The sequence below is a fragment of the Acidobacteriota bacterium genome (assembly GCA_016716435.1).
Taxonomy (GTDB): Bacteria; Acidobacteriota; Blastocatellia; order Pyrinomonadales; family Pyrinomonadaceae; genus OLB17.
On sequence record JADJWI010000007.1, the window covers coordinates 89598 to 113519 of the forward strand.

Consider the following 23922-nt stretch of genomic DNA (forward strand, 5'->3'; position numbering starts at 1 on the left):
CCGGGATGCTTTTTACTATTTACTATTTACGATTTACTATTCACTAAATGCAACAATATCACGATTTGTTGAGGCACGTTTTAGCGCACGGGACGAAGCACGAAGACCGGACCGGCGTCGGTACCATCTCGGCGTTTGGTTATCAAACTCGGTTCGATCTGCGTACGGGATTTCCGATCGTGACGACCAAGCGGGTGCCGTTTCGTTGGGTGGCGGAGGAGCTTTTCTGGTTCCTGAGCGGTTCGACCGATGAGGCCGATCTACGGGCCCGCGGCATTGATATCTGGCAGGAATGGGCGACCGCGGAACAGACAGCGAGGTTTGGCAGGGAAGAGGGCGACCTCGGGCCGGTGTATGGATATTTGTGGCGATCATTTGGCGGAGATTATCCCCGACAGAACGGCGTGGATCAGATCGCGAGGCTGGTCCGCGAGATCGAATCGAACCCGAACTCGCGGCGGCTGATCGTGACGGGCTGGAACCCGGAAACATGCGATGACGTCGCTTTGCCGCCGTGTCACACACTGTTCCAGTTCAAGATCGACGGCGGGAAAACGCTGCATTGCCAGCTATACCAGCGTTCGGCCGATGCCTTCTTGGGCGTGCCGTTCAATATCTCAAGCTACGCATTGATGACGCACCTCGTCGCCCACGTCTGCGGGCTTGAGGTCGGCGAGTTTATCCACACCTTCGGCGATCTGCACATTTATTCAAACCACCTCGAACAGGTCGAGGAACTGCTTTCGCGTGAACCGCTTGCGCTTCCGAAGCTTGAGATAGTAAATGCTGAAGGGCTTAAGGGCCTCGAAGGTTTGCTTAACTTTAAGTACGAGAATCTGAAACTCGCCGGCTACCAGTCGCACGGCAAGATCGCGGCACCGGTGGCGGTTTGAGCTATTGCCGGACGACCGAGTATTCGATCCGGCGGTTGTAGAACTTGCCGAGGTCGGTGTCGTTGGTCGTTTTCGGGCGTGAGGGGCCGTAACCCTTTGTTTGCAAAGCTTCGGGGCGGACGCCGAAAGTGACGAGGGCATCTTTCACGGCCTTTGCACGGTTCTCCGAGAGTGTTTGGTTCGAGGCGTCGCTGCCGACGCTATCGGTGTGGCCGCCGACCTCAAGCACCACCGTAGGCGGTAGCTTTTGAATAAATCCGGCACCTTTCTTAAGTGCCTCCATCCGCTTTGCCGGAATGTCGAACTTACCACTGTCAAAGTTGATTATAAGTATATTTAACGCGTCCTTGAGCTGATCTGCCGTAAACGGATCGGGCAAGGCATCCAATGCAGCGTTGTAACACCGTTCGGCCTTGTCCTCTTCGCCGAGCCCGATGCGCGAGCAATCTTCACCGGGCTTAACAGCCGCCTGGCGGCAACGAGCGACAACCTCTCGCTTGCTCGAATTAACGGTTCCGGGTTCGCATTCAAATGCGGGATGAACGATGGTTATCGTTCGGTCACCACCAGACCTCAGGTTTTGAAGCAGGCGTGACCCGTCGGGTTGTTCGACGCCCCAAAGCACGCCGTCAACGAAGATGTCCGAGCCGATCGGCGGATTGCGGACAACCGCATCGTAGTTGGTGCCCGCGTAGTTCCAAAGAAGTACCCCGGTCAGGACAACAACGGCAAACATGAACATCGCAAGCAGGCCTGCGGCAGCCCAAACCCATCCGGGAACGCCGCCCTGAGCTTTTGCAGCTGCCTGCTCTTCGGCGGCCACCTCGCCGGGGGTTGGCGGGACCTGCTCGTATTTTTGCCTTAGATCGTCGGGAAGCTGGAAGTACGGCGTCGTTTTGCCGTAGCCTTCGTCAGAACCTTTTCCGCCGCCAAAGTCTGTGTCGGGTACACGAACGTTCGCCTGTGTAGCGCCCCAATCGACCTCCTGAGCCTTGCGGGCGCCGGGATACATCGTCTTGCCATAGTCATCGTTATCGATGTCGATCGGCTTGATGTTTGCGACGGTCTTTCCCCATTCGTCGGCCGTTGGCTGTTTGGGATAGTTGTAGTTCGTCTTGTTCCAATCTTCCCCGCCACCACCGGACGCACCACTCCCGCCCGGCACCTTTATGTTAGGCACGGTCTCTGAAAAATCATCGGGCGGCGGGCCCGTTTTGTCGTTAGAATCGCTCACGGTCGGACGGCAAAGGTCAAACTTTGACTAGCCAGATTGTAACACAATATACGAAGAAGCTGCCGCTCACGCAAATCTATTTGAGGGTCGGCGGCTGGGCGTTCTTGGCTCGGATGGCAATGCCCTCATTTGCGAGCACAAGCAGGCGGCGATTATCGAAAGAGGTGGTGTTTACGGGAATGTATGAGAGAAGATAGCGATTTTTACGGAGCTCATCGCAGATGAATTTGGCGGCCTGCTGGGCTTCGTCAAGCGGGAAAGCGAGCCCGCCGGTACCCTCAGTAAGCTGGCTAATGACCGCTCCGGCTTTCGGTTTGCCGCCGCGGTAGGCTCCGCCCGTCCGGTCGGGCACCTGAAGTGCGTAAACCGTAATGTTCTGCGACTGGACCTCGGCGAACATTTCCTCAAACGAGATCTTGCTTCCTCGGTCGAGCCCGTCGCCGATTACGACCACGACGGTCTTCCGCGAGCCCGGCATCAGCGGAAGCAGGACCTCGCGGACGGTCGCGCTCATTGCGTCGAAGAGATTCGGGTTGCCCTGCTTGCGAAACGTCTTGACCGAGGCCTCAAGCTTCTCAGCACTATCGGTCCATTCCTGAATGATCTCCGGCTTTTCGTCATAGCCGACAACGAAAAGCTGGTCGCCATCGAAGATCTCGTAGGCGAATTCCATTACTGCCTTCTGCAGCTTTTCGATCTCGGCAGGAACAGTTTGCGAGTTATCGACCAGGAGGACGATCCTTGCCGGCGAGGGGTCGTAAGAAAAGTTACGGATCCGCTGTTCAACGCCGTTTTCGTAAAGGTAAAAGCCCTCGGCCGTTATCGGTTCCTTTTTGTCATCCGTTCGCCAAGCGGTTACGTTGACGATCACGCCCTCCAGATCTCCGCCGCGTACGCTATGACGCGATTGGCCGACGGCCAGGCTTGCGAGCAAAGCCGCAAGTGCCGTGATAAGCAGAGATCTTTTGGCGAATTTCATCGAGTCAATCCTTTGTCGGGCCGGTCGTGGCCACGCTTTCGCTTTTTGGCTTTGATGCAGTTTCGGTCCCGGAGGTTGATTCCGAAGCTGAACTTTTCTCGCCCGCCGGCTTTTCCGGGCCGCCCGACTTCTTAGAATAATCGGTAACGTACCAGCCTTCGCCCTTGAACTGAAACCCCGAGAGCGACCATTGCTTCTCAAGCGAGCCGCCACATGCCTCGCACGTTTTCAACGGCTCTTCGGTAACACTTTGTCGTTTTTCAATGTGCTGCCCACATTCGCGGCAGCGGTATTCGTATATCGGCATAAAGCTTTATTTCAACATTCCTATCGCTCAATTTAACATCGCGTTCGGGCATTGTTCACAATTCTTTACAACCGCGACGCATCTACTGGTATTCTAACTTCGAAACCGACAAGTGGGAAGCGGTTCGGCAATACGAACCGCTGTGCAAGGAGATAATGATGAAGCATTTATTTATGGGTTTTCTTTTGGTCATTGCGGCGACAGCGGCTGCTTTTGCCCAGGGTGTTCAGCCGAAGGTCGAGGCCGTTCCTACGGTTGAGCTCGACCGATATTTGGGCAAATGGTATGAGATCGCGAAGTATCCGAACAAATTTCAGAAGCAGTGTGTAGGCAATACGACGGCGACCTACTCGCGAAAGCAGAACGGCCGGCTTGAGGTGCTAAATGAGTGCCTGAAGAGCGACGGCACCATGGAGGCCGCGAAGGGCGAGGCGAAGATTGCCGACAAAAAAACGAACTCGAAGCTCAAGGTGAGATTCGCGCCCGGCTATCTTTCATTCTTGCCTTTCGTTTGGGCGAATTACTGGGTCATCGACCTGGCTCCCGATTATTCGTATGCCGTCATCGGCGAACCGAAACGAGATTATTTTTGGATACTCGCCCGCGAACCCGAAATGGACGATGCGACCTTTCAGCAGATTCTACGAAAGGCCGAGGCAATGGGCTTTAATCCCGGGAGAGTAGAAAGAACGCCGCAGAAGGTTGAAACCATCCCCGGCGGTGTTTTGAACAGACCGTAGTTTGAAAAAGCCTAGCTCGCGGCCGCTCCGGCCTCGCTTTCGTGGTCGGCAAGAAAGCGTTCGGCATCGATGGCGGCCATGCAGCCGGTTCCGGCGGCGGTGATCGCTTGCCGATAGTAAGAATCCTGGGCGTCGCCGCAAGCAAATACGCCCGGGATATTTGTTTTCATCGTCCGGCCCTCGGTCTTGAGATATCCGGTCTCGTCCATCTCGAGCACGCCCTTAAAAAGATCAGTATTCGGTTTATGGCCGATGGCGATAAAGACGCCCTGCGTCGCAAAGTCGTAGGTTTCGTTGGTCTCGCTGTGGAAGAGCTTGATCTTCTCGACTCCCGTTTCCTTGGTGCCAAAGATCTCTTTGACCTCGGTATTCCAGAGAACGTTGATCTTCTCGTGGTTGAGTACACGCTCGGCCATTATCTTCGAAGCCCGGAACTCGTCGCGGCGGTGAATGACCGTAACGTTCGAAGCAAACCTTGTCAGGAACATCGCCTCTTCCATCGCGGTATCGCCGCCGCCGACCACGACGATCGGCTTTCCGCGGAAAAAGAACCCATCGCAGGTCGCGCAGGCCGAGACGCCGTTGCCGCCAAAGCCATTTGGCACCGGATCTTCGCCCGGGATACCGAGCCACTTTGCCGAGGCTCCGGTCGCGATGATCAGCGATTCAGCCTCGATGACGGTCGTTATTTCCTCGGCCTCCTGACTGGCCTTTCCGGAAAGAGTGAACGGCCGCTTTGAGAAGTCGACGCTGTCGATCCAGACGTTGATGATCTCAGTCCCGAAGCGCTCGGCCTGTTTGCGAAATTCGTCCATCAGCGCCGGGCCCATGATGCCGTCGGCAAATCCGGGGTAGTTTTCCACGTCAGTGGTTATCGTCAATTGGCCGCCGGGCTGGGGCCCATCGATGACAAGTGGGTCAAGTTGAGCGCGTGAGGCGTAGATCGCCGCCGTAAGCCCTGCGGGTCCGGAGCCGAGAATGACGACCTTCTTGTGAATCCTGTTTGGTTCCATTTGTTTTATGTGTCGTGCCAAGTTCAATAATTATTTGATATAGGTTCGACCTTTATAGTATAACTATCGAGTATTTGGTTAGTCGAACGTAAGGGCCGCAACGTACCTTTGATCAATCCCGAGAATCGGGGTTCTTATTCCGTCCGGCGGCTTCGGCAAAGGCCGAATACATCCGTTCACTTTGCCCTAAGACACATGTTACCAACCAGTCAGCCCAAGTTTGAAGACAGGCGATTTGCACTTCGGATGGCACTTCGCTTGCCGGTCGTTGTTTCGGGGCGTACGGAGGACGGAGCTGCGTGGAGCGAGCCGACGGAAACGGATGACATTTCAACGCTCGGAGCTCTTTTTCAACTCAATCAGGATATCGAGAACGGCGACAGCTTGTATCTCCGCTCGCACAGGCCGGACGGAGTTCCGGTCGAGGTAAAAGCGAAGGTCGTAAGGGTCACTCCGGCGAGCTATGGGTCGAACCGCGTTGGCGTCTCGATCACAGAACACCAGGAAAGCTGGTTGCGGCTCTTCGTTGCATGGATCGCGGACGACAACGTTGCGGAAGGCGTCGGGGAATAGGTTAAGAATCGATCGGAAGCAAAGGTTCGGCAGGCGGAGAAGTGCCTGTCGTTAATATTTTATGAGCAACTATAATTCGATAAAAGTAGAGCACCGCGGCCACGTTGCCGTGCTGACAATCAACCGGCCGGAAAAGCTGAATTCGCTTTCAAGCGAGGTTCACGCGGAGGGCATTGCCGCTCTTGATGAGTTTCGCCGGGATGAAAACGTCCGCGTGGTCGTGATAACCGGAGCCGGCGAAAAGTCGTTTATCGCCGGTGCGGACATCAGCGAATTTGAGGGCAAGACGCCGGTAACGCAGCGAGCCGTCTTTTACGAACGCACGCTTTTCAACCAGATAGATCTTTTCCCGAAACCGGTTATCGCGATGATCAATGGTTTTTGCCTCGGCGGCGGAAATGAACTCGCTCTCGCCTGCGACCTTCGCGTAGCGAGCGAAAATGCAAAGTTTTCGCAGCCAGAGATCAACCTAGGCATTATGCCCGGCGGCGGCGGGACTCAGCGGCTCACCCGCCTTATCGGCGAGGGCCGTGCGATGGAGATCGTACTTACGGGCGATATGATCGACGCCGAAACAGCTCATCGCTTTGGGCTGGTCAATCACGTTTTTCCGCTCGCGGAACTCGAGGCGAAGACGATGGAACTCGCCGAAAAGATCGCGGCAAAGGCGCCGATCGCATTGCAGCTTTGCAAAGAAGCGGTCAAGTTTGCCTCGCGCTCGAACCTTGACGAAGGGCTGCGGCGAGAGGTCGACCTTTTCGCCATCGTTTTCTCGACCGAGGACAAGCAGGAAGGCGTCTCGGCGTTTCTCGAGAAACGAAAGCCGGAGTTCAAGGGAAAGTAGTTTTAGTGACGAGTGACGAGTGGATAGGGAATGGTGAATGGTGAATGGTGAATAGTGACGTTACTTTTACCATTTACTTCTTACAACTTTTGTCTCGTCTCTTTTCACTCTTTTCTTGTCACTGGTTATTGACCACCCACATCTTCCGACGCGACCCTGATCACTGGTCACTCGTCACTGTGTTGAATCGGTCATCGCGAATATTCCGTTCATCGCCACCCACATCTTCCGACTCGTCACTCGTCACTTTCCACTCGCCACTAACTATTGCTGCCCTTGACGCACCGCGGCAATTTCGGTAGATTCAGAATTTACCTTTCGGGGCAGAAATTTGGGGTCGTAGCTCAGCTGGGAGAGCGCATGAATGGCATTCATGAGGTCAGGGGTTCGATCCCCCTCGACTCCACCAAGATCGGTCGCGGACGTCTTCGGGCGTCCGCTTTTTGTTGCCGGGTGAAAGTTCATTGACCGGTGTTTTCATTTCTGATACATTCTTTGAGGAGTCTTCCTACGACCTTTCCACGTTACATCCCACTTTGAACCTTACTCGCCAAACGCTCTCGGATATTGTTCCGATAGTGTATTTGACGTCATAAGCTCGAACGGTGAGCTTTCCGTTCGTGTCCCGCGTTTCCTCAATACCATGAAAATCTTTTCGGCCTTACTATTTTGCTTCCTTACCATTTCGGGATCGGCTCAGGTGATACAGGATTTCGAGGACGCTTCCGTACCTCTCCGGACAAATGACTGCTACGCCTCGGCGTCCTTTTCGACCTCGACGACCAATGCAATTACGAACATTTCGGCCCGAAGTTCGCAACTGAGCAACCCGGCCAACCCGGCCATCTATCAGATTCCATTCATAGCTGTTGGAGCCGCCTCGGTACTCTCGTTCGACCATCGGCTGAGTGCGGCGAACGGTACTCGGAACCTGAGGGTAGAACTTTACAGCGCAGCCGATAACACCGCGAACTCGCTCAACAACCCTACCGAGATCTACAGCTTCGATTATTCTAATGCGGCAGTTCAGAACGCAAGTATCGCCTTGAACGTCACGGGCGTCTTCCGGATCCGATTTGTCGGAACCGGCAGCGGAGGCAATTCGCGCGTGATCCTTGACAACATACAGGTTTCGAATGCTTCGCGTTCGACGATAGGCACGGGCCAGGGCGTGGCATCGAGCCAATGCAATGCCCTGATCCCGGGTTCAACGCCGCCGACCGCCATTGACGACATTCTCTTTGCGTCTGGAATGACACCCGTTTCAGTTAACATTCTTGCCAACGACATCGCCGGAACGTCCGCGATCAATAGTTCGCGAGTCGATCTCGTGATCACTTCCTCGGCGGAGGAAGCTACGCTGTCCGTGCCTGAAGGGGATTTTGTCATTGCTGGCGGCGTGCTTACGTTCACGCCCGGCGCGGGTTTTACTACAACGTTCTCCATCACCTACACCGTAAAGGACGCTGCCGGGGCGACCTCAAACACCGGTACGGTCACGATAGCAACGCTAGGGCCAAGTTCTTCGCCGGTCGATGTTATTGGCCGTGTCGTTTACGATGATATGCGTTCGGCCGGAATGACGAATGTGGAGCTTGTCGACATTAAGACCGGCGAGACACGTGTTGCGATGACGAATCCGTTCGGCTATTTCCGCTTCGAAGGTGTGCAGATCGGGACGCACGTGCTAACGGCACGCCGCAAGGGATCCAGCCCGCAGTCCCTACTTGTCGATGTCACCGAGGAGATCAGCGATATTGTGCTTGTGTTGACACGCTAAGCGCGGTAGGTAATGATTCCAAAAGCCGGGCGGTGTCCAATGGCCGTCCGGCATTTCTTATCATGAAAGCAATATTACTCTTCGTTGCGGCGGCGATCCTTGTTACCGCAGCGTCCGCCGCCGTGCCGGCACAAAGCAAGCTCATTATCCTGGTCCGCCACGCGGAAAAAGACATTTCGGAAAACGCGGACCCGAACGATCCGCCGCTTAACGCAGCCGGTCTTGAGCGTGCGCAGCGCTTCACACGCGTGATCGGCAAATACCGTCCGGGCGCATTCTACTCGACCGACTACAAGCGGACACGCGACACGGTCTCGCCGCTCGCAGCGAAACGAGAAAAGCAGGTCGAGCTTTACGACCCGCGGAAGCCGAACGAGCTGATCGAAAAGATCCTTGCGGGCAAGACGAAACGTGTCGTCATCGCCGGGCACTCGAACACGATCCCCGGCCTTGCCAATGCGATCACGAAAAAAGCGGTCTTCCGCAATCTGGACGAAAGCGAATACACTGTGATCTGGCTTATCCGCTTGAAGAACGGCAAGGTCACAAAGGTCGTACTACTCGACTACTAAAGCTCACGATCGCTCTCCTTACTCTTGATAAAGGAAATAGGATGAAACTACTCATTACCGCACTTATCGCCGTCGCGATAGTCACCGGCACTGCGGCCGCGCAAACCGAGCAACCGAATGAGGTCTTTTGGAAAAACCTTGAACAACTTTGCGGGAAAGCATACGCCGGAACTGTCGTGACCGACACGACCGGCAGCGAGATGTTCAAGGACAAAGCGATGGTGATGCACGTCCGCTCCTGCCAAAAGGACCGCATCCGCATTCCGTTCGTTGTCGGCGACGACCTTTCACGAACATGGGTGCTCACGCGAAATAAAGGCCGCATCCTGCTCAAGCACGACCATCGCCACAAGGACGGAAAACCTGACGAGGTGACGATGTACGGCGGGTGGACGACGAACGTCGGGATGACGACGCGGCAGATGTTTCCGGCCGACGACGAGACGGTAAAGGTCATCGCCGCGGCCGCGACGAATGTTTGGTGGATCGATCTGGTACCGGGCGAATCCTATACTTACAATCTTCGGCGGGTCGGCACGGACCGGCTGTTTAGCGTAAAGTTCGACCTGACAAAGCCCATTGAGGCACCGCCGGCCCCATGGGGTTGGAAAGATTGATCCGGCTAACATCTCTTAAAACCGAAAGCCTCGTGTCGACGTTCAGGTCAATACGAGGCTCTTTTTAGCTTCGTAAGCTACTACTGCTTTTCTTTCTTTGCGAAGTAGCCCTTTCGGTGGGTCAGTTCGACCTTCTGCTTTTGAAGCTCAGGGTTGACGATCTTGACCTCGATAGTGCGGTAGGAGCCATCAAGCCGAGTGTCCGTCGGCTCATAGGCGACCAGATACTGCGACCGCATCTCTTCCTGGATCTGTGCAAACGCTTCGCGAAGCTCGCGCTCATCGCGGGGGAAATACGCACGGCCGCCGGTCCGCTCGGAAACACGGCGGAGCGAGCCCTTATCCACGCCGTCGTAGAAATTATCGCCGATCCCGATCGAGTAGATGACCGCTTCCGAACGCTGAGCAGCCTGAACGGCATCGTCAAGCTTCTTCTGCCCGAATGTATTCACACCATCCGAAAGAAGGATGATCGCCCGGCGTGTCCGCTCGGGAGCGGGCCCAAGGATCTCTTCAGATGTGACCCATACGGAATCCCAGATCGCCGTCGACCCCTGCACCTGTTGGTTGCGGCCGGATATCGGCGGCGTGCCGGGAATTCGAGCCGCAACGCGGCCGCCGATATAGCCCGCCGGAGGCGTAAAACGAATATTCTCGATAGCCCTTCGGACGCGGGTCATATTGCTCGTCATTCCTTGCTCGAGCGTTGATTCGCCGGTAAAGCTGATCACGGCAACTTCGTCCTTAACCGGGCGGATCACCGAATCGAGAAACGACGTAGCGGCAAGCTTCAGTTCAGGGAGCGTCCGCTCCTGCGAGATGCTGACGTCAATAAGAATCGCGAGGCTGAGCGGAAGATCTATCTGCTTTGAAAAGCCGGCAATGTCCTGCAACTGGCCGTTCTCAAATATCTGAATGTCTTCCGGCCGGAGCGTGAGAACAAGCCGGCGGTTGCGGTCCTGTGCGGTGAAAAGCACATTGACCGTCTCAACGTTGATGCGGAGCGGTTCATCCTCGTCCTCGATCGGCGGCGGGGTTGGCGATGGCACTACCTGCGCCGATGCCTGCCCGAGAAGAACACACCCGAAGAGCAGCACGAACAACGTGCCGAAGATCAGGTTCGATCGAAAAGACTTGAATGAAAAACTGCTCATTAAATATCACCTCAGGTTGTCGCGGATGGCACGATAGCTAGACTTGGTACGTATCTTATAGTCCTTCGTCTTTGCCCGGTCACGGAAACGGACCTCAATATTGCGCTCGCGGCCGTCGTAGTTCTGATTTGCCGGGCGATAGGTCAGGATATACTGACCACGAAGTTCTTCCGAAATACGCTTAAATGCCCGCTCGAGCTCCAGCATATTTCCCGTGAAGAACGCCTGCCCGCCCGTTTTCTCGCAAAGCTCGACGAGGTTCTTGTCTCCCGCGTCTTTGATCTGTCCGGCCTCAACGCCCGGAACTGTTCCAAGAAAACCTGCCTTTGTAGAGATGGCAAAAATGGTCGTCTCGGTTCGCTGGGCAATGTCGATCGCATCGGCGAGAACGGCTCGGCTGAAGGTGTCGTCGCCGTCCGAGATGATGACAATGACGCGGCGTCCGGGAGCACTGCGGAGCTTTTGATCGGAAAATTCCCAAACAGCATCGTAAAGAGCGGTCTGCGAGCCCGTTTTCTTGATCTTCTCGACCGAACGATCAAGGAGGTCGAGCTTATCGGTAAAGTCCTGATGCAGCGTTATCTCGTTATCAAAGGTCATGAACGCCGCTTGATCCTTGCGGAGCCGTGTGACCGTATAGAGGAAATTCTTTGCCGCTTCCTTTGAAAACGTGAGCTTACCGGCGGTCGAAGGCGACGTGTCCATCAAAACGCCGACGAAGACCGGCGGATTGGTCCGTTCATCGCTGAAAAACGTGACCTCTTGCTCAACACCGTCCTCAAGCACGATAAAGTCGCCCTTGGTGAGACCCGAAACCAGCTCGTTCTTCTTCCGCGTTACCGTTACCGGCAGACGAACCTCGAAGATCTTTACCGCGTCCGGATCATCGGGCGGCGGGGTCGGCGAAGGGTTCTGGGCCATGGACGTTGCGGCCAGAAACACAGCGATTAACGAAAACGCAAAAAAGGAGATCGCGAACCTTTTCATAATTACAGTCTCAAATCTCAAGATATGATGATGCCGTAGGTGACGTATTTGTTGCCCTTAGGTAAACTCCAGTATAGCAAAACGAGCATCGGCAGGGCATTTCATCTAGTATTAGATTGGAAGCGGACGGGAAGTCCGCGCTTATATTTCAAGAGCAATGGACCTAAACATCTTTCGTGAATACGACATCCGCGGCCGGGTCGGCCCGCAACTGAATGAAGAGACCGTCGCCACCATCTCACGGGCACTCGGAACCTTTTTTGCCGCAAACGGGGCAAAGCGGATCGCCGTCGGTTACGACGCCCGCGAGAGTTCGCCCATTTTTGCGGAGATAATGTACCGAGCGCTGAACGCCTCGGGTTGCGACGTCGTCAGTATCGGCATGGTGCCGACGCCGGTGCTCTACCACACCGTTTACACAGCGGATGTTGACGGCGGCGTGATGATCACGGGCTCGCACAATCCGGCCGACCACAATGGCTTCAAGATCTGCCTTGGCAAGGGAACGCTCTTTGGCGAGCAGATCCGCGAGATACGGGACATCGCGTTAGCTGCGGACTTTGCCGAAGGCGTTGGAACCGTTGAAGAACGCAATGTCCTCAATGCATATTGCCTTGACGTCGTCTCAAACGTAAAGATGGGCGATCGGCGGCTCAAGGTCGTTGTCGATGCCGGAAACGGTATGGGCGGCGTGACCGCGGTGCCCGTCTATCAGGTGCTCGGTGTCGATCTGATCGAGCTTTTCACAAAGCCGGATTCGACGTTCCCGAACCATCATCCGGACCCAACGGTCGAGGAAAATCTGGAGCACCTTATCCACGCAGTTACGGAATTTGAGGCGGATCTTGGCATCGCTTTTGACGGCGACGGCGACCGCATCGGCGTTGTTGATGAAAAGGGCCGGATCATCTGGGGCGACGAGTTGATGGTCCTCTTTGCTCGGGCGGTGCTTCGCGAACGGCCCGGTGCGACGATCATCGGCGAGGTAAAGTGCTCACAAAGGCTCTACGACGACATTGAAAAGCACGGCGGTCGCAAGATAATGTGGAAGGCCGGCCATTCGCTGATCAAGGCAAAAATGAAAGAGACGGAAGCCGCCCTTGCCGGCGAGATGAGCGGCCACATTTTCTTCGCCGATCGCTATTTTGGTTTCGATGACGCAACTTATGCGGGTGCTCGGGTGCTCGAGATACTTTCGAAAACCTCCGAACCGTTCTCGAGTTTGCTGGCCGATCTACCCGAAACACATTCAACGCCCGAACTCAGGGTTGATTGCCCTGACGAAACGAAGTTCAAGGTCGTCGAACGGGTCTCGGATGCGTTCGCTCGTACCCACGAAGTAATTACAATTGACGGGGCAAGAATTTTGTTTGAGCACGGATGGGGCCTTGTTCGAGCCTCAAATACGCAGCCGATGCTTGTTTTGCGGTTTGAGGCAAATACGGAAGATCATCTTGACGAGATCCGCGATGAGGTCGAGGCGAAGGTCGCCGCACTTATCGCAGCGACCTCCGCTTAATGCTTTTAAGGGAATATGCCGAGTTCGGCGTAGCTGACGGCGATCTTATCAATGGCGTTTACAAATGCGGCGGTGCGAAGATCGGTTATTTCGTACTGGATGGCCGTTTCGCGAAGCTGGTGATAAGCCGTGATCATCGTCTCCTCAAGTCCCGAATAGACGAGGTCGGCCTCATCGGCGCCGCGGGAAGCCATGCTTTTTTCCTCAACGCTCAGTGTGTGGCCGGTTTCTTTTTCGACCAATGAAAGAATTCGGTCAAAGGCTCCCTGCTCAAATCGCTTTTCGATCCTGCCGAACCGGACACGCGAGAGATTCTTCAGCCATTCAAAATAAGAGACCGTAACGCCGCCGGCATTGATGTAAACGTCCGGGACGACGAGGATACCCTTTTGATGAAGGATCGGTTCGGCATCAGATGTGATCGGGCCGTTCGCCGCCTCAACGATGATCTTAGCCTTGATATTGCCGGCGTTTGCCGAGGTTATCTGGTTCTCGAGAGCGGCCGGGATCAGAATGTCGCATTCGACCTCAAGCCCGGCTTCGCGTGTGGGCAGGTTGGCTGCACCCGGAAAATTCACTATCGAACCGGTCTCTTTCCGATGGGCGATCAACTTCGCAAGATCGATTCCGTCCGGTTTGTGGATAGCTCCGTCGTATTCGGCGACTCCGACAAGGATCGCACCGCCCTCGGTGAAGAACTTGGCCGCGTGGTAGCCGACATTTCCAAGGCCTTGAACGACCACTTTCTTTCCCTCGATCCCGCGGGTGAGCCCGAGTTCTTTCATTTGCTCGGCGCTATCACAGATCTCACGCGTTCCGTAATAGACGCCTAGTCCGGTCGCTTCCGTGCGGCCGCGGATGCCGCCCTGCCCGACCGATTTTCCGGTGACGCAGCCAAGCGCGTCGATCTGTTCCGGGTGAAAGGCCTGATAAGTGTCCGCGATCCAAGCCATTTCGCGGGCACCCGTTCCGTAGTCAGGAGCCGGCACATCGAGTGCCGGGCCGATGAAGTTCTTTTTGATGAGCTCGGCCGTGTAGCGGCGCGTTATCCGCTGGAGCTGATCGGCGTCGAAGTTTTTTGCATTGATCTTGACAGCACCTTTCGCCCCCCCGAATGGCACATCAACGATGGCGCATTTATAGGTCATCAGCGTCGCGAGCGCCACCACTTCTTCTTCATTTGCGTCATCCGAATAGCGAATGCCGCCCTTGACCGGAAGCTTATGGTGGCTATGCTGTGCCCGCCACGCCTCGATCACCTGATAGCCGTCCGCAGTGCGAATGGGGAACTTGAATGAATAGACGCTGTTACAAGTTCTGATCTGCTCGAGCAGACCCTTTGGATGGTGGGTCAGTGCCGCGGCCTTGTCAAAATAATGATCTACACTCGAAAGAAAACTCTTTCCCTGATCTGAACTCATCGCAATTTCTCCTTTTCCGAGAACGGTTTAGGAAACGTATTTAAGCACAGCTTTATTGATAAGGCGAATATGAGTCGGTAATTGATAAGAAAATGTTGCCGTTTCCGCGTTGAGAAACTGGGTGACGAAGTTTCGTCCGATCTTGTCTTTATAGGAGTGCATTTATGTTCTCAATTTTTGTTCGCGCAATTGTTTTGGCAGTGGTCTTGGTTTGCGTACAGTCGGCGTTCGGGCAGCGGTCGGCGGTCGCGGGTTATTGGAAGAACGGCAGTGTCGGCTCGGTTCAATACAAGGATCGGGTTACGGGCTCGACCAAGCCCGGCCGCGGCAGCCTTTTCACCTACAAATTCAACCCTAACGGAACCTACGAATTCATCGGCTATATGGAGACGACGATGTACAACTGTACAACGACGCTCTTTAACCAGATTTCCGGCCGATATACAGTAACCGGCAACCAGATCGAACTCGCGCCGACAAAGGACCTCTGGAAAAACACCAACTCGTGTGCGGCAAGCGGCAACCGCCAACAGACAAAAACACCGACGCGGAAGTCATTTGAATTTCGCATTTCGGAGGACGAATACGGCAAGGAGCAGATGTGTCTTTCGGACGGTCAGGGCGAAACCTGCTATCGTCGCGAAACGGAGTAACCGGGCGATCAGCTTTCTTTGCAGGTTGGCGATCTTGGGGTAGTATTTTGGAGAATCGAATTTCGATCTTTACCCCATGATCGCTCAATGAAAAAGATAAACTATATCCTCGCAACTATCGGTCTGCTCGCGGCCGCTGGTGCCGCCATTGGCCAGTCGAAGCCCGCATACACCTATGCGTCCCAAAAGGCCTTTATCCCGGCCGAACTTGGCAAGGTCTATTTGGGCATGCCGCTTAAAGACTTCGCTAAAGCGATCGATCTCGCGAAGGCGGAGTCGGACTATCGCTACAGCTATCTCGAGTTGGTGATCCCCTTTGCCAAAGGCAGCGTCACGGGCCTCCGCGTACGGGTCCATGGGCTGACGCCCGAGCAGCTTGAGGCGATCCATACGGAAGAAACGGTCAAAAAGAAAGGGGAAAACGGGGACGAATACGAGGCAACCGTAAAGCGGCTAAAGATCTCTGATATTCCGGCGGAGGCGGTCGTTTACTCAATGTATATCTCGTTCGATAAGGCCTTTGACCTCAGGAAATGGGCCGAGAAAACCTACGGCAAGGGCGAGATCCGGGCAAAGGACGACGAGTACTATTTTTACGATCAGCAATGGGCCAAACGTTCCGGCGACGGGCTCGGCTGGCTTATCCGGGCATTCTACGAAGGCGAAGGCCGAACCCTGCAACTCCTCGGCCGCGTCCCCGGCACCGAATGGGACCCCGAGGCGTAGCCGTCAAAAAACTTCGAAAGCAAAATAAATGCCATTCTGCGGAGCGATCATGCAGACGTTTCAGTCAGATGGCCTTTTCCATTGCGGAAAAACTGAAACACCTTCCACCCAAGAACGGACAAAGCGAATAGGCCGAAGATCACCCATCCGAGGCTTGTGAGAAAGTCGGCGGTTGCCTGAATACGGTCGGCGAAATACATCCCCAAAAGGACATAAAGGAACACCCAAAGTGTTTCGCCCAATGCTCCGACAGTGGTGAACCAGATCCACGAATAACGGGTGGAGCCGCTTATCAGATTGAGCCAGGGCCCTATCGGTGTGATCAGCCAGCGGCTGAAAAATATCGCGCTGATTCCCCACCGGTCCTGAAACCGCTCGGCCCTGGCCAGGATCTTTTCGCCTCCGAACCGCAGTGTTATCTTTTCGATCACGGTTCGCCCGCCGAAATGTCCAACGAAATAGCCGATCTGATCGCCCGCAATGGCACCGGAGCTCCCGACGAGCATTGCTTGCCAGAATTCCAGTTCGCCTTGTTGGACAAGTGCACCGACAACGAGCATCAGCAATTTGACCGGCATTGGTATGCCGAAGGACGACGCTCCAAGAATAATGAAGCACACCGGAAGTCCATACAACACGAACCATGCGAGGAGTTGGTCGGTCACCGGCCATCTCCAGGTGGAGGTGGGGTTTTCGAGCGAAAATCCCCGATCGCCTTTTCAAGGTCGGCCTTGAGCTCGTCGAATGGGCGGCCCTCATCACTGGCGATCTTGCTGAGCGGCCGCGGGTCGAGAGCCTCAGGCGGAAGGCCGATCGCGCGGTTGAGGACGGGAAGCGGGACGTCATACGAGTTTGCGACAAATCCGACCCGCATCCAGCCGCTGATCGGATCGTCGCGATGTTCGCTCCAGAAGGCCGCACGTTGATAAGTGCGATAGGCGTAGAAAGTCGTGAACGCTGCGGCAAAAACGAACGCCGCCAGCACAAGCCACTGCCAGCGGCGTAAATGTTTTAGTCTTTGTAAGAAACGCCCGATCATTGGAATGATCTCGAAAGCTCGCACGCTGCCGCTCAGCTCTCGTTGACCTTTAGAACTGCTAGGAAGGCCTCTTGCGGGATCTCAACTCGGCCGACTTTTTTCATTCGCTTTTTGCCTTCTTTTTGCTTTTCGAGCAGCTTGCGTTTGCGCGAGATGTCGCCGCCGTAGCATTTGGCGATGACGTTTTTGCCCATGGCTTTTACGGTCTCGCGGGCGATCACCTTGTTGCCGATGGCGGCTTGGATCGCGACCTCAAACATCTGCCTCGGGATTAGTTCCTTCATCTTCGACGCCAGCAGGCGGCCTTTCGCGGCGGCGGTTTCCGTGTGAAGAATTACGGAAAGGGCATCGACCGGTTCGCCCGAGACCAGAATGTCGAGCTTCACCAGCTTCGATTCCTGATAGCCGGACAGATGGTAATCGAGCGACGCGTAGCCCTTTGAGACTGACTTCAAACGGTCGTAAAAATCAAGCACGATCTCATTGAGCGGAAGCTCATAAACGAGCATCACGCGGTTGGACGTTACGTATTCAAACTTGATCTGGATGCCGCGTTTTTCGTCGAGCAGCGGGAGAATGCCGCCGAGAAATTCGTCGTTCGTCAGGATCGTCGCCTCGATGAACGGTTCTTCGATCTTCGAAATGCGGCCCGTTTCGGGCATCTTCGCGGGCGAATCGATCTCGGCGACCGCGCCGTCGGTCGTCGTCACGCGGTAGCGTACGCCCGGAGCCGTAGTGATCAGATCGAGGTTGAACTCACGCTCGAGCCGCTCCTGGATGATCTCCATGTGCAGCAGGCCGAGAAATCCGCACCGAAAGCCAAAGCCGAGTGCGGTCGAAGATTCGGGCTCGAAGAAGAACGAGGCGTCGTTGAGCCGGAGCTTCTCCATTGCATCGCGGAGGTCTTCGTACTGGACGGAATCCGTCGGGTAAAGCCCGGCAAAGACCATCGGCTTTACTTCCTGAAACCCCGGAAACGGCGTATCGACCGGGCGTGCGGATTCGGTTATCGTATCGCCGATCTGTACGTCCGCGACCGTTTTGATCGATGCCGTAAGGAAGCCAACCTCGCCGGGTCCGAGCTCGCCGATCGGCGTCGCTTTCGGCCGGTTTACACCGACCATCTCGACCAAATACTCGCGGCCGGTATTGAAAAACTTGATCTTCGTCCCCTTCTTTATCGTCCCGTCAATTATGCGAAAAAGCACGATAACGCCTCGATAGCTGTCGTACCAGCTATCGAAGATCAGTGCCTTGAGCGGTGCGTTTCGGTCGCCTTTCGGAGGCGGGATCTTCGCAATTATTGCCTCTAGAACCTCGTCGACCCCGACGCCTGTTTTTGCTGAGGTAAGAACAGCCTCGCTTGCATCGAGCCCGATAATGTTCTCGATCTGTTCCTTTATGCGGTCGGGTTCGGCCGAGGGCAGATCGATCTTGTTGAGTACGGGGATAAGCTCAAGATCGTTCTGGATCGCGAGGTACGTGTTCGCCAGCGTTTGAGCCTCGACGCCCTGCGAGGCATCGACGACCAGCAGAGCGCCTTCGCAGGCCGAAAGCGACCGCGAAACCTCATACGAGAAGTCAACGTGGCCCGGCGTGTCGATCAGGTTGAGCAAATACTGCTTACCGTCGCGAGCCGTGTAATCGAGCCGGACGGCGTGGGCCTTGATGGTGATGCCGCGCTCCCGCTCGAGGTCCATGTCGTCGAGAAGTTGCGCCTCCATATCACGCTCGGAAACCGCACCGGTCAACTGCAAAATGCGGTCGGCCAAGGTCGATTTGCCGTGGTCGATGTGGGCGATTATCGAGAAATTTCTTATAGAGCCGAGTTCCATATAAAACCGAAACGAAAAGTGTATCAAATGGCAAAACCGGGTGCATTCCGATTACGCCGATAGCACGTAAAAACTGCAAATATTCCTGCCGGCCGCAAAAAATTCCGTTGTGCTAACTTTATGTTTTTGTTATACTTAAAAGTCCCTGATATCAAAGGCTATTTATTGATCGCGTTTACAGCGATAAGGAGTTACATATGAGAAACGAATACGATAGGGAAGAGGCGAACGTCAGCACAAAATTGACTTATTTGCTTATTGGCGGCGGCATCGGGGCGATAATTGCTCTGCTTTTTGCTCCGAAGACGGGTGTTGAACTCCGCGGAGACATCGCCGATGTGACCCGTAAGGGCCTCGACAAGGGCCGCGAGGCGGCGCACCACCTTCAGGAAACCGCCGAGGAGTATTACGAGGTTTCGCGCGAGAAAGCGGGCGAATTTCTCCATACAGCACAGGAAAAGGCTGAGGATGTAGCCGAAAAGGCACGCGCGGCAGCGGCCCGTACGGCAAATCCGTTCTCCGCGGCGGTTGAAGCAGGCAAAGAAGCCTACATCGCCGAAAAGCGGAAGACCGAAGCAAAGGCGATCGCAGAAGGCCGTCCGAGCTATCCGGTAAAGGACGGAGAGAAAAGCTAAACAGGTTCTATGAATGTAAATGAACCGCAATTTTGGATGATGGTCGCCTCGATCATCATAGCGGTCTGTTTTATTGTGATGGCGGTCTCAACGATCGCCATCGCCTTGATCGTTCGAAAGGTGATCGCCACCGTTAACCGGATCGAGGAACGGGTCGAACCGCTCATCGCGAAGGTCAACACAATGAGCGACCAGGGGAAGGTAATGTCCGTCCACCTGACCGAGGTTTCGGAAAATCTTTCGACGGCTACTAAATACCTCGCCGAGTCAACTGAACTCATCAAGGATGAGGTTTCCGACCTTAAGCAACTCGTTGGCTCAACGGCGATCGTCGCTCGCGACAAGGTGGAATTGGTCAGCCAGACCATCGACCGGACGCAGCGGCAGGTCACCGATACGACCGATTTCGTGCAGGCAAAGATAGTTGAGCCGGCAAGGGAGTTAGCGGCCGTAATGGCGGGCGTCCGCAAGGCGCTTGAGGTGCTTTTCGCACCGGCCCCAAAACGCATCGACCGGGTTTATGTCGAAGAGGATATGTTCATCGGCTGATCCGGTACGGCGGGTTTTATAAGGGCACGGGGAAGCTTAAGGGTTCTCCCGTGTCTTTGCATTTTGGCCGCGGCAGTTCGGTTGCGGTCCGCAGATAATCTGAACAAAGGGACGGAAGTTATCGTAAAGTAGAGGCGAGGATGCCTAAAAAATTTGATACAAATCCGCTCGATCCGGACTTTCCGGAAAAGGCAAAAGCTGCTGCGACCGCAGACGTCGGCGGCTACACGGCTCCGCAAAGCCCGTACAAGACGGCCGAATTTCCGACAGCTCCGGCTAGCGTTACGGAGGATGAGACGCGCCGATTTGGTGAGGCCGAGTTCAACGCCTATTCATTTCAGGGCGGCGCCGCACCCGCGGCCGTTTATTCGGCTCCGGCGATGGACCTCAATCGTGCATCAAGCCGGAAGGAAGAGCGAACCGGGCTTCCCGAAAAATGGCTTATCGGTTTGCCTTATGTGCCGTTTTCGGTCGGACTGATCGCCGGGCTGATCTTGCTTTTAGTGATCCCGAAAGAAGAGACGAAGGTTCGGTTCCATGCCGCACAGGGCCTGGCGGCGCATGTCGGTATGTTGATCGTTACGACCATTCTCGGTTTTATCGAGAATGTAACTGATCTTGCCGCCATCGGCAGTTTTGTCTTCACGATCGTTACGACGATCATGCTGATCATCTTCGCCGCCCGTGCCTGGACCGGGAAGCCGGTGCACATCGAATCGGTGGACGACCTGACCAACTGGCTTGAGGAAAAGATCGGGCCGCTCAAAACGTAAACTATGTACTGCGAACGGTGCGGGAAAAAGATCGACAACAGCCTGAATTTCTGTAATGGCTGCGGGGCTCAATTGCGCAAAGAGAAAGAGAAGGACGAAGAGAAATCGATCTTTAGCGGACTCCTATCAGCGCTGATCGCCATCGCGGTCGTCGGTTTTGGAGTGCTTGTCGGCTTTACGGCGATCCTGTTGGATAAGGTCGATAAAACCGAAGCCGTTTTCGCGTTCGTACTCGCCTATCTCGCAACTCTCTTCGCCGTTCTCTTTATGGTCGGGCGTCAGCTCGCGAAGGTGATCGACCGAAAGATCGGTTCGGAACCACGGATCAAGGCTCATACGCTCGACGACCCGCAGCCGCTTGTTCAGCTTCCGCCTAAGTCCACTAACCCGCTCGAGGAGTTTAACCGCCCCGCCAGCGTTACCGAGCACACAACCAGAACGCTCGATGAAGTTCCGGTCGAACGCCGCTAGTCCTGGGGCCCGAAAACCTCTTTCAGAACCTCCGAATATTCAAGTATCGCCTGCTCGCCGTCGCCCGAGTAGATCGAACCGTGCATCGAAGCGATCGTCCGCGGCTTTAGGTCCGCGACACGTTTAAGTGTTGCTTCGGTTTTAGGCGTGTAGGGCAAGTAATCGGCAAGCGGGCTAGCCTGCATCTCGAGCATCGACTGCCTGACGCGGTCGATAACGCTGTCCGAGGTCAGAGCCGGAACGTCGCCGTTCTGGTGCAGAACATCCGAAGCGAAGAGTACGCCGGACGTCGTCTCAAAAAGCAACCCGGCCTCCCAATTGTGAGGAACGTGCGGCGTCGAAATGAACCGGAACGTGTGCGAGCCCGTAGAGAATTCTTCGCCGTCGATCATCCCCTTCGCCGGGTTCACATGCGAGAAATCATCCACGCTGACCATTTTCCCGACCATGCTGCAGACGGCCGTCGCCTGCGGTGCGATCGCCTGCCATTCGTTGAGCGAACCGCATTCATCGGCCTCAAAATGGCTGAATCCGATCCATCGAAGCTTTGCCGGATCGATCAGCGAAGCGACCGCTTCACGGACAAGCGGGAACAAAGCCCGCATTCCGGTGTGAAAGAGAAGCGGTTCCTCATCGCGGACAAGGAACTGGCTGAAACCGAGGTTCGCCTCGGGAATGAAGGTGTTGATGCGAAATATATCTGGTGCGATCTCTGTGATGCTGGTCATGCGTCCTCCGTAGCGTGCGGGAGCATATCATCTTTTAACGCGAAACCGCAGTTGTGAAAATGTCAAACTGCGGCCTCGGGTTCGAGGTCGGGCGGCGTACGGCCCTCGCTTCTGAGTTTCACGAACGCTGTTATCACAAGAAAGATCGCAAGCCCGATAAGGACAAGCGACGCGATGCCGTTTATTAGCTTGATGTCGAAACCGGTCGAGGCCTGGAAGTTTCCGATGACGAGCATGGCGAGTGCCCATAGCGTTATAGCGAGCACAAAAAGCATCGGCAGCAAGGTGAACGCGATCCGCTTGCGTGCTTTGTAGAGCCACGCGGTTATCGAGAGCAGGGTTAGAGCCGCCAGGAGCTGGTTCGACGCTCCGAAAAGCGTCCAAAACTCCACCCACGAGCCCGGCTTTGCGTAGAAAAGAAGAACGAAGGGAAGCGCGACCGTCGCGAGCGTGCCGATAACGGCACCGAGCCGGCCGGGAATGCCGATCAATTCCTGCACCAAATATCGCCCAAGCCGCATACCGACATCGAGCGTATCGAAGACGAAGGTCGAGAACGCCATCGCCCCGAATGTGATGGCGAAAGGCAGATTCTCCTTGCCGATCAGCAGCGACAGGAACTCGCCAATGCCGTTGCCGTAGATCTTCCCGGCGGCGAATGCCTTGCCGTCCGGCCCGTAGAGCAGTTCATTCCCGGCGATCATCACAACGACCAGTGCCATGAAAGCAACGAAGCCCTCGGCGAGCATTGCCCCGTAACCGATCGGCCGGGCGTGCGATTCCTTATCGAGCTGTTTTGAGGTCGTCCCCGAGCAGACCAGGCCGTGGAAGCCCGAGCAGGCACCGCAGGCGATGGTGACAAAGAGAAACGGGAAGAGCATTCCGGTCATGCCGCCGACGTCGAACGACTTGAATGCCGGTTGCTGGATCGTGTAACCGCCGAAAAAGATGCCAATGATGCCGAGTGCGATCGCCGAGTAAAGTACAAACCCGCCGAGATAACCACGCGGCTGGAGCAACGCCCAGACCGGCACAAGCGACGCGGCGATGCAATAAAGTAGAATGATCATCCCCCACGTCTGATGGCCAAAGGCGAAGACGTTCGAAAACATCGTCCCGAGATAGGCAACGCCGAACGTTGCCGGGACGAAGATAATGGTCGCGAGCCAGAGCGGCGGCTTGAGATAGCGTTCGACCAAGCCGAGAAGGATCGAGAGGCAAAGATAAGCGACCGAAGCGAATGCAACGGCTCCGCCGGGATTGAACGCGGTAGAGCCCGCAAGCGCTTCGTCTCCGGAGACGAATGTGCCGGCCGTGATGTCCGTGAAAGCGACGATAACGTAAACGAGTGCGAGCCAGATAAACAACATCATCGCCCGGCCTGCGGCTCCGCCAAGATTGTCGCGAGTGATCTCCGCAATGCTACCGGCGCCGTGTCGAACTGAGGAAGTTAGTGCCGAAAAATCGTGAACGGCACCGATCAGCACAACGCCGAACGCGATCCAGATCAGACACGGCAGCCAGCCGAACGCCATCCCGGCGATGATCGGACCGGCTATCGGGCCAGCGGCGGCGATGGCGGAAAAATGCTGGCCGAAAAGGTAGAACGGCGAAATAGGCACGAAGTCCTGCCCGTCCTCAAGCCGGTTGGCCGGCGTTACGCGGGCATCATCGAGCACGAACTGCCGGGCGATCCAGCGGCCGTAGCCGAAATAACCGAACACAAGCCAGGCGATGAAAACGACAGCAATGAGGGTGAGCATAGGCTTTCGCGAGCCGCCAGTTGGTGCGTGAGGCTTCGATTGAATCTACACGAGGCTGCGGCGTTAATTCAAGCTCGGCGAATCTTGACAAGTAAGTCATGTTTCGATACTGTTCAA

Annotated in this window: 26 protein-coding genes and 1 tRNA gene; 15 read left to right on the forward strand and 12 right to left on the reverse strand. The window is 55.5% G+C overall.

The features are described from left to right. Nucleotides 1-47: 47 nt before the first annotated feature. The gene (locus tag IPM21_11320) at nucleotides 48-893 is read left to right on the forward strand and encodes a thymidylate synthase (protein MBK9164474.1); all 846 of its coding nucleotides are present in this window, start codon (nucleotides 48-50) and stop codon (nucleotides 891-893) included. A 1-nt stretch (nucleotide 894) separates the two neighbouring features. Here IPM21_11320 and IPM21_11325 read toward each other — a convergent pair whose 3' ends face one another. The 3 genes from IPM21_11325 to IPM21_11335 form a co-directional block, all read right to left on the reverse strand. Then, the gene (locus tag IPM21_11325) at nucleotides 895-2127 is read right to left on the reverse strand and encodes an OmpA family protein (protein MBK9164475.1); all 1233 of its coding nucleotides are present in this window, start codon (nucleotides 2125-2127) and stop codon (nucleotides 895-897) included. 76 nt (nucleotides 2128-2203) lie between these two features. Beyond that, entirely contained in the window at nucleotides 2204-3106 is a 903-nt protein-coding gene (locus tag IPM21_11330) for a VWA domain-containing protein (protein MBK9164476.1), read from the reverse strand. A gap of 4 nt (nucleotides 3107-3110) precedes the next feature. After that, on the reverse strand, nucleotides 3111-3413 hold the full coding sequence (locus IPM21_11335; protein ID MBK9164477.1) for a zinc ribbon domain-containing protein: 303 nt from the start codon (nucleotides 3411-3413) through the stop codon (nucleotides 3111-3113). A 158-nt stretch (nucleotides 3414-3571) separates the two neighbouring features. On the opposite strand from IPM21_11335, the gene IPM21_11340 reads away from it, so the two are divergent. After that, nucleotides 3572-4153 carry a lipocalin family protein gene (locus IPM21_11340; GenBank protein MBK9164478.1) on the forward strand — a complete coding sequence of 194 codons (582 nt, stop codon included), beginning with the start codon at nucleotides 3572-3574 and terminating at the stop codon, nucleotides 4151-4153. An 11-nt stretch (nucleotides 4154-4164) separates the two neighbouring features. Here the strand turns inward: IPM21_11340 and trxB are convergent, their stop codons facing one another. Then, nucleotides 4165-5166, reverse strand: a complete 1002-nt coding sequence (trxB, locus tag IPM21_11345) for a thioredoxin-disulfide reductase (protein ID MBK9164479.1) — start codon at nucleotides 5164-5166, stop codon at nucleotides 4165-4167. 195 nt (nucleotides 5167-5361) lie between these two features. On the opposite strand from trxB, the gene IPM21_11350 reads away from it, so the two are divergent. From IPM21_11350 to IPM21_11375, 6 genes are all read left to right on the forward strand, one after another. After that, the gene (locus tag IPM21_11350; protein ID MBK9164480.1) at nucleotides 5362-5739 is read left to right on the forward strand and encodes a PilZ domain-containing protein; all 378 of its coding nucleotides are present in this window, start codon (nucleotides 5362-5364) and stop codon (nucleotides 5737-5739) included. Nucleotides 5740-5800: 61 nt separating this feature from the next. Further along, the gene (locus tag IPM21_11355) at nucleotides 5801-6583 is read left to right on the forward strand and encodes an enoyl-CoA hydratase/isomerase family protein (GenBank protein MBK9164481.1); all 783 of its coding nucleotides are present in this window, start codon (nucleotides 5801-5803) and stop codon (nucleotides 6581-6583) included. A 333-nt stretch (nucleotides 6584-6916) separates the two neighbouring features. After that, nucleotides 6917-6992 (forward strand) — tRNA-Ala (locus IPM21_11360). A 234-nt stretch (nucleotides 6993-7226) separates the two neighbouring features. Further along, on the forward strand, nucleotides 7227-8363 hold the full coding sequence (locus IPM21_11365) for a carboxypeptidase regulatory-like domain-containing protein (protein MBK9164482.1): 1137 nt from the start codon (nucleotides 7227-7229) through the stop codon (nucleotides 8361-8363). A 62-nt stretch (nucleotides 8364-8425) separates the two neighbouring features. After that, a complete protein-coding gene (locus IPM21_11370; protein ID MBK9164483.1) occupies nucleotides 8426-8935 on the forward strand; it encodes a histidine phosphatase family protein in 510 nt (169 codons plus the stop codon). 41 nt (nucleotides 8936-8976) lie between these two features. Further along, nucleotides 8977-9552: a hypothetical protein gene (locus tag IPM21_11375; GenBank protein MBK9164484.1), complete on the forward strand. Its 576-nt coding sequence runs from the start codon at nucleotides 8977-8979 to the stop codon at nucleotides 9550-9552. A gap of 80 nt (nucleotides 9553-9632) precedes the next feature. Here the strand turns inward: IPM21_11375 and IPM21_11380 are convergent, their stop codons facing one another. Together IPM21_11380 and IPM21_11385 are read right to left on the reverse strand one after the other, a co-directional pair. Beyond that, the gene (locus tag IPM21_11380) at nucleotides 9633-10706 is read right to left on the reverse strand and encodes a VWA domain-containing protein (protein ID MBK9164485.1); all 1074 of its coding nucleotides are present in this window, start codon (nucleotides 10704-10706) and stop codon (nucleotides 9633-9635) included. Between the two features lie 6 nt (nucleotides 10707-10712). Continuing rightward, a complete protein-coding gene (locus IPM21_11385) occupies nucleotides 10713-11693 on the reverse strand; it encodes a VWA domain-containing protein (GenBank protein MBK9164486.1) in 981 nt (326 codons plus the stop codon). Nucleotides 11694-11850: 157 nt separating this feature from the next. Here IPM21_11385 and IPM21_11390 point away from each other — a divergent pair, with 157 nt between their 5' ends. Next, nucleotides 11851-13212 (forward strand): phosphomannomutase/phosphoglucomutase, encoded by a 1362-nt coding sequence (locus IPM21_11390; protein MBK9164487.1) that lies wholly within the window; start codon nucleotides 11851-11853, stop codon nucleotides 13210-13212. A gap of 5 nt (nucleotides 13213-13217) precedes the next feature. Here IPM21_11390 and IPM21_11395 read toward each other — a convergent pair whose 3' ends face one another. Beyond that, nucleotides 13218-14633 (reverse strand): Glu/Leu/Phe/Val dehydrogenase, encoded by a 1416-nt coding sequence (locus IPM21_11395; protein MBK9164488.1) that lies wholly within the window; start codon nucleotides 14631-14633, stop codon nucleotides 13218-13220. 164 nt (nucleotides 14634-14797) lie between these two features. On the opposite strand from IPM21_11395, the gene IPM21_11400 reads away from it, so the two are divergent. Together IPM21_11400 and IPM21_11405 are read left to right on the forward strand one after the other, a co-directional pair. Continuing rightward, nucleotides 14798-15286, forward strand: coding sequence for a hypothetical protein (locus IPM21_11400; GenBank protein ID MBK9164489.1), 489 nt, complete (start codon nucleotides 14798-14800; stop codon nucleotides 15284-15286). An 87-nt stretch (nucleotides 15287-15373) separates the two neighbouring features. Then, nucleotides 15374-16012: an HPF/RaiA family ribosome-associated protein gene (locus IPM21_11405; GenBank protein ID MBK9164490.1), complete on the forward strand. Its 639-nt coding sequence runs from the start codon at nucleotides 15374-15376 to the stop codon at nucleotides 16010-16012. A gap of 47 nt (nucleotides 16013-16059) precedes the next feature. Here IPM21_11405 and IPM21_11410 read toward each other — a convergent pair whose 3' ends face one another. Genes IPM21_11410 through lepA form a run of 3 tightly spaced genes read right to left on the reverse strand, consistent with a single transcriptional unit; the run spans nucleotide 16060 to nucleotide 18886 of the window. Further along, nucleotides 16060-16677, reverse strand: a complete 618-nt coding sequence (locus IPM21_11410) for a DedA family protein (GenBank protein MBK9164491.1) — start codon at nucleotides 16675-16677, stop codon at nucleotides 16060-16062. Then, entirely contained in the window at nucleotides 16674-17051 is a 378-nt protein-coding gene (locus IPM21_11415; protein ID MBK9164492.1) for a hypothetical protein, read from the reverse strand. Before IPM21_11415 ends, IPM21_11410 begins: the two co-directional genes overlap by 4 nt. A 32-nt stretch (nucleotides 17052-17083) precedes the next feature. Continuing rightward, nucleotides 17084-18886: an elongation factor 4 gene (lepA, locus tag IPM21_11420; GenBank protein MBK9164493.1), complete on the reverse strand. Its 1803-nt coding sequence runs from the start codon at nucleotides 18884-18886 to the stop codon at nucleotides 17084-17086. A gap of 197 nt (nucleotides 18887-19083) precedes the next feature. On the opposite strand from lepA, the gene IPM21_11425 reads away from it, so the two are divergent. The 4 genes from IPM21_11425 to IPM21_11440 all read left to right on the forward strand — a co-directional run bounded on the left by IPM21_11425 (nucleotide 19084) and on the right by IPM21_11440 (nucleotide 21314). Beyond that, the gene (locus IPM21_11425; protein MBK9164494.1) at nucleotides 19084-19521 is read left to right on the forward strand and encodes a YtxH domain-containing protein; all 438 of its coding nucleotides are present in this window, start codon (nucleotides 19084-19086) and stop codon (nucleotides 19519-19521) included. A 9-nt stretch (nucleotides 19522-19530) separates the two neighbouring features. Beyond that, entirely contained in the window at nucleotides 19531-20070 is a 540-nt protein-coding gene (locus IPM21_11430; GenBank protein MBK9164495.1) for a hypothetical protein, read from the forward strand. A gap of 140 nt (nucleotides 20071-20210) precedes the next feature. After that, nucleotides 20211-20843, forward strand: coding sequence for a hypothetical protein (locus IPM21_11435; protein ID MBK9164496.1), 633 nt, complete (start codon nucleotides 20211-20213; stop codon nucleotides 20841-20843). Nucleotides 20844-20846: 3 nt separating this feature from the next. Then, nucleotides 20847-21314 (forward strand): zinc ribbon domain-containing protein, encoded by a 468-nt coding sequence (locus IPM21_11440; GenBank protein ID MBK9164497.1) that lies wholly within the window; start codon nucleotides 20847-20849, stop codon nucleotides 21312-21314. Here the strand turns inward: IPM21_11440 and IPM21_11445 are convergent. Both IPM21_11445 and IPM21_11450 read right to left on the reverse strand, forming a co-directional pair. Then, nucleotides 21311-22042: an MBL fold metallo-hydrolase gene (locus tag IPM21_11445; protein ID MBK9164498.1), complete on the reverse strand. Its 732-nt coding sequence runs from the start codon at nucleotides 22040-22042 to the stop codon at nucleotides 21311-21313. The two genes, IPM21_11440 and IPM21_11445, sit on opposite strands and share 4 nt — an antisense overlap. Before the next feature lie 62 nt (nucleotides 22043-22104). After that, nucleotides 22105-23805 carry a carbon starvation protein A gene (locus IPM21_11450; GenBank protein MBK9164499.1) on the reverse strand — a complete coding sequence of 567 codons (1701 nt, stop codon included), beginning with the start codon at nucleotides 23803-23805 and terminating at the stop codon, nucleotides 22105-22107. Nucleotides 23806-23922: the final 117 nt, after the last annotated feature.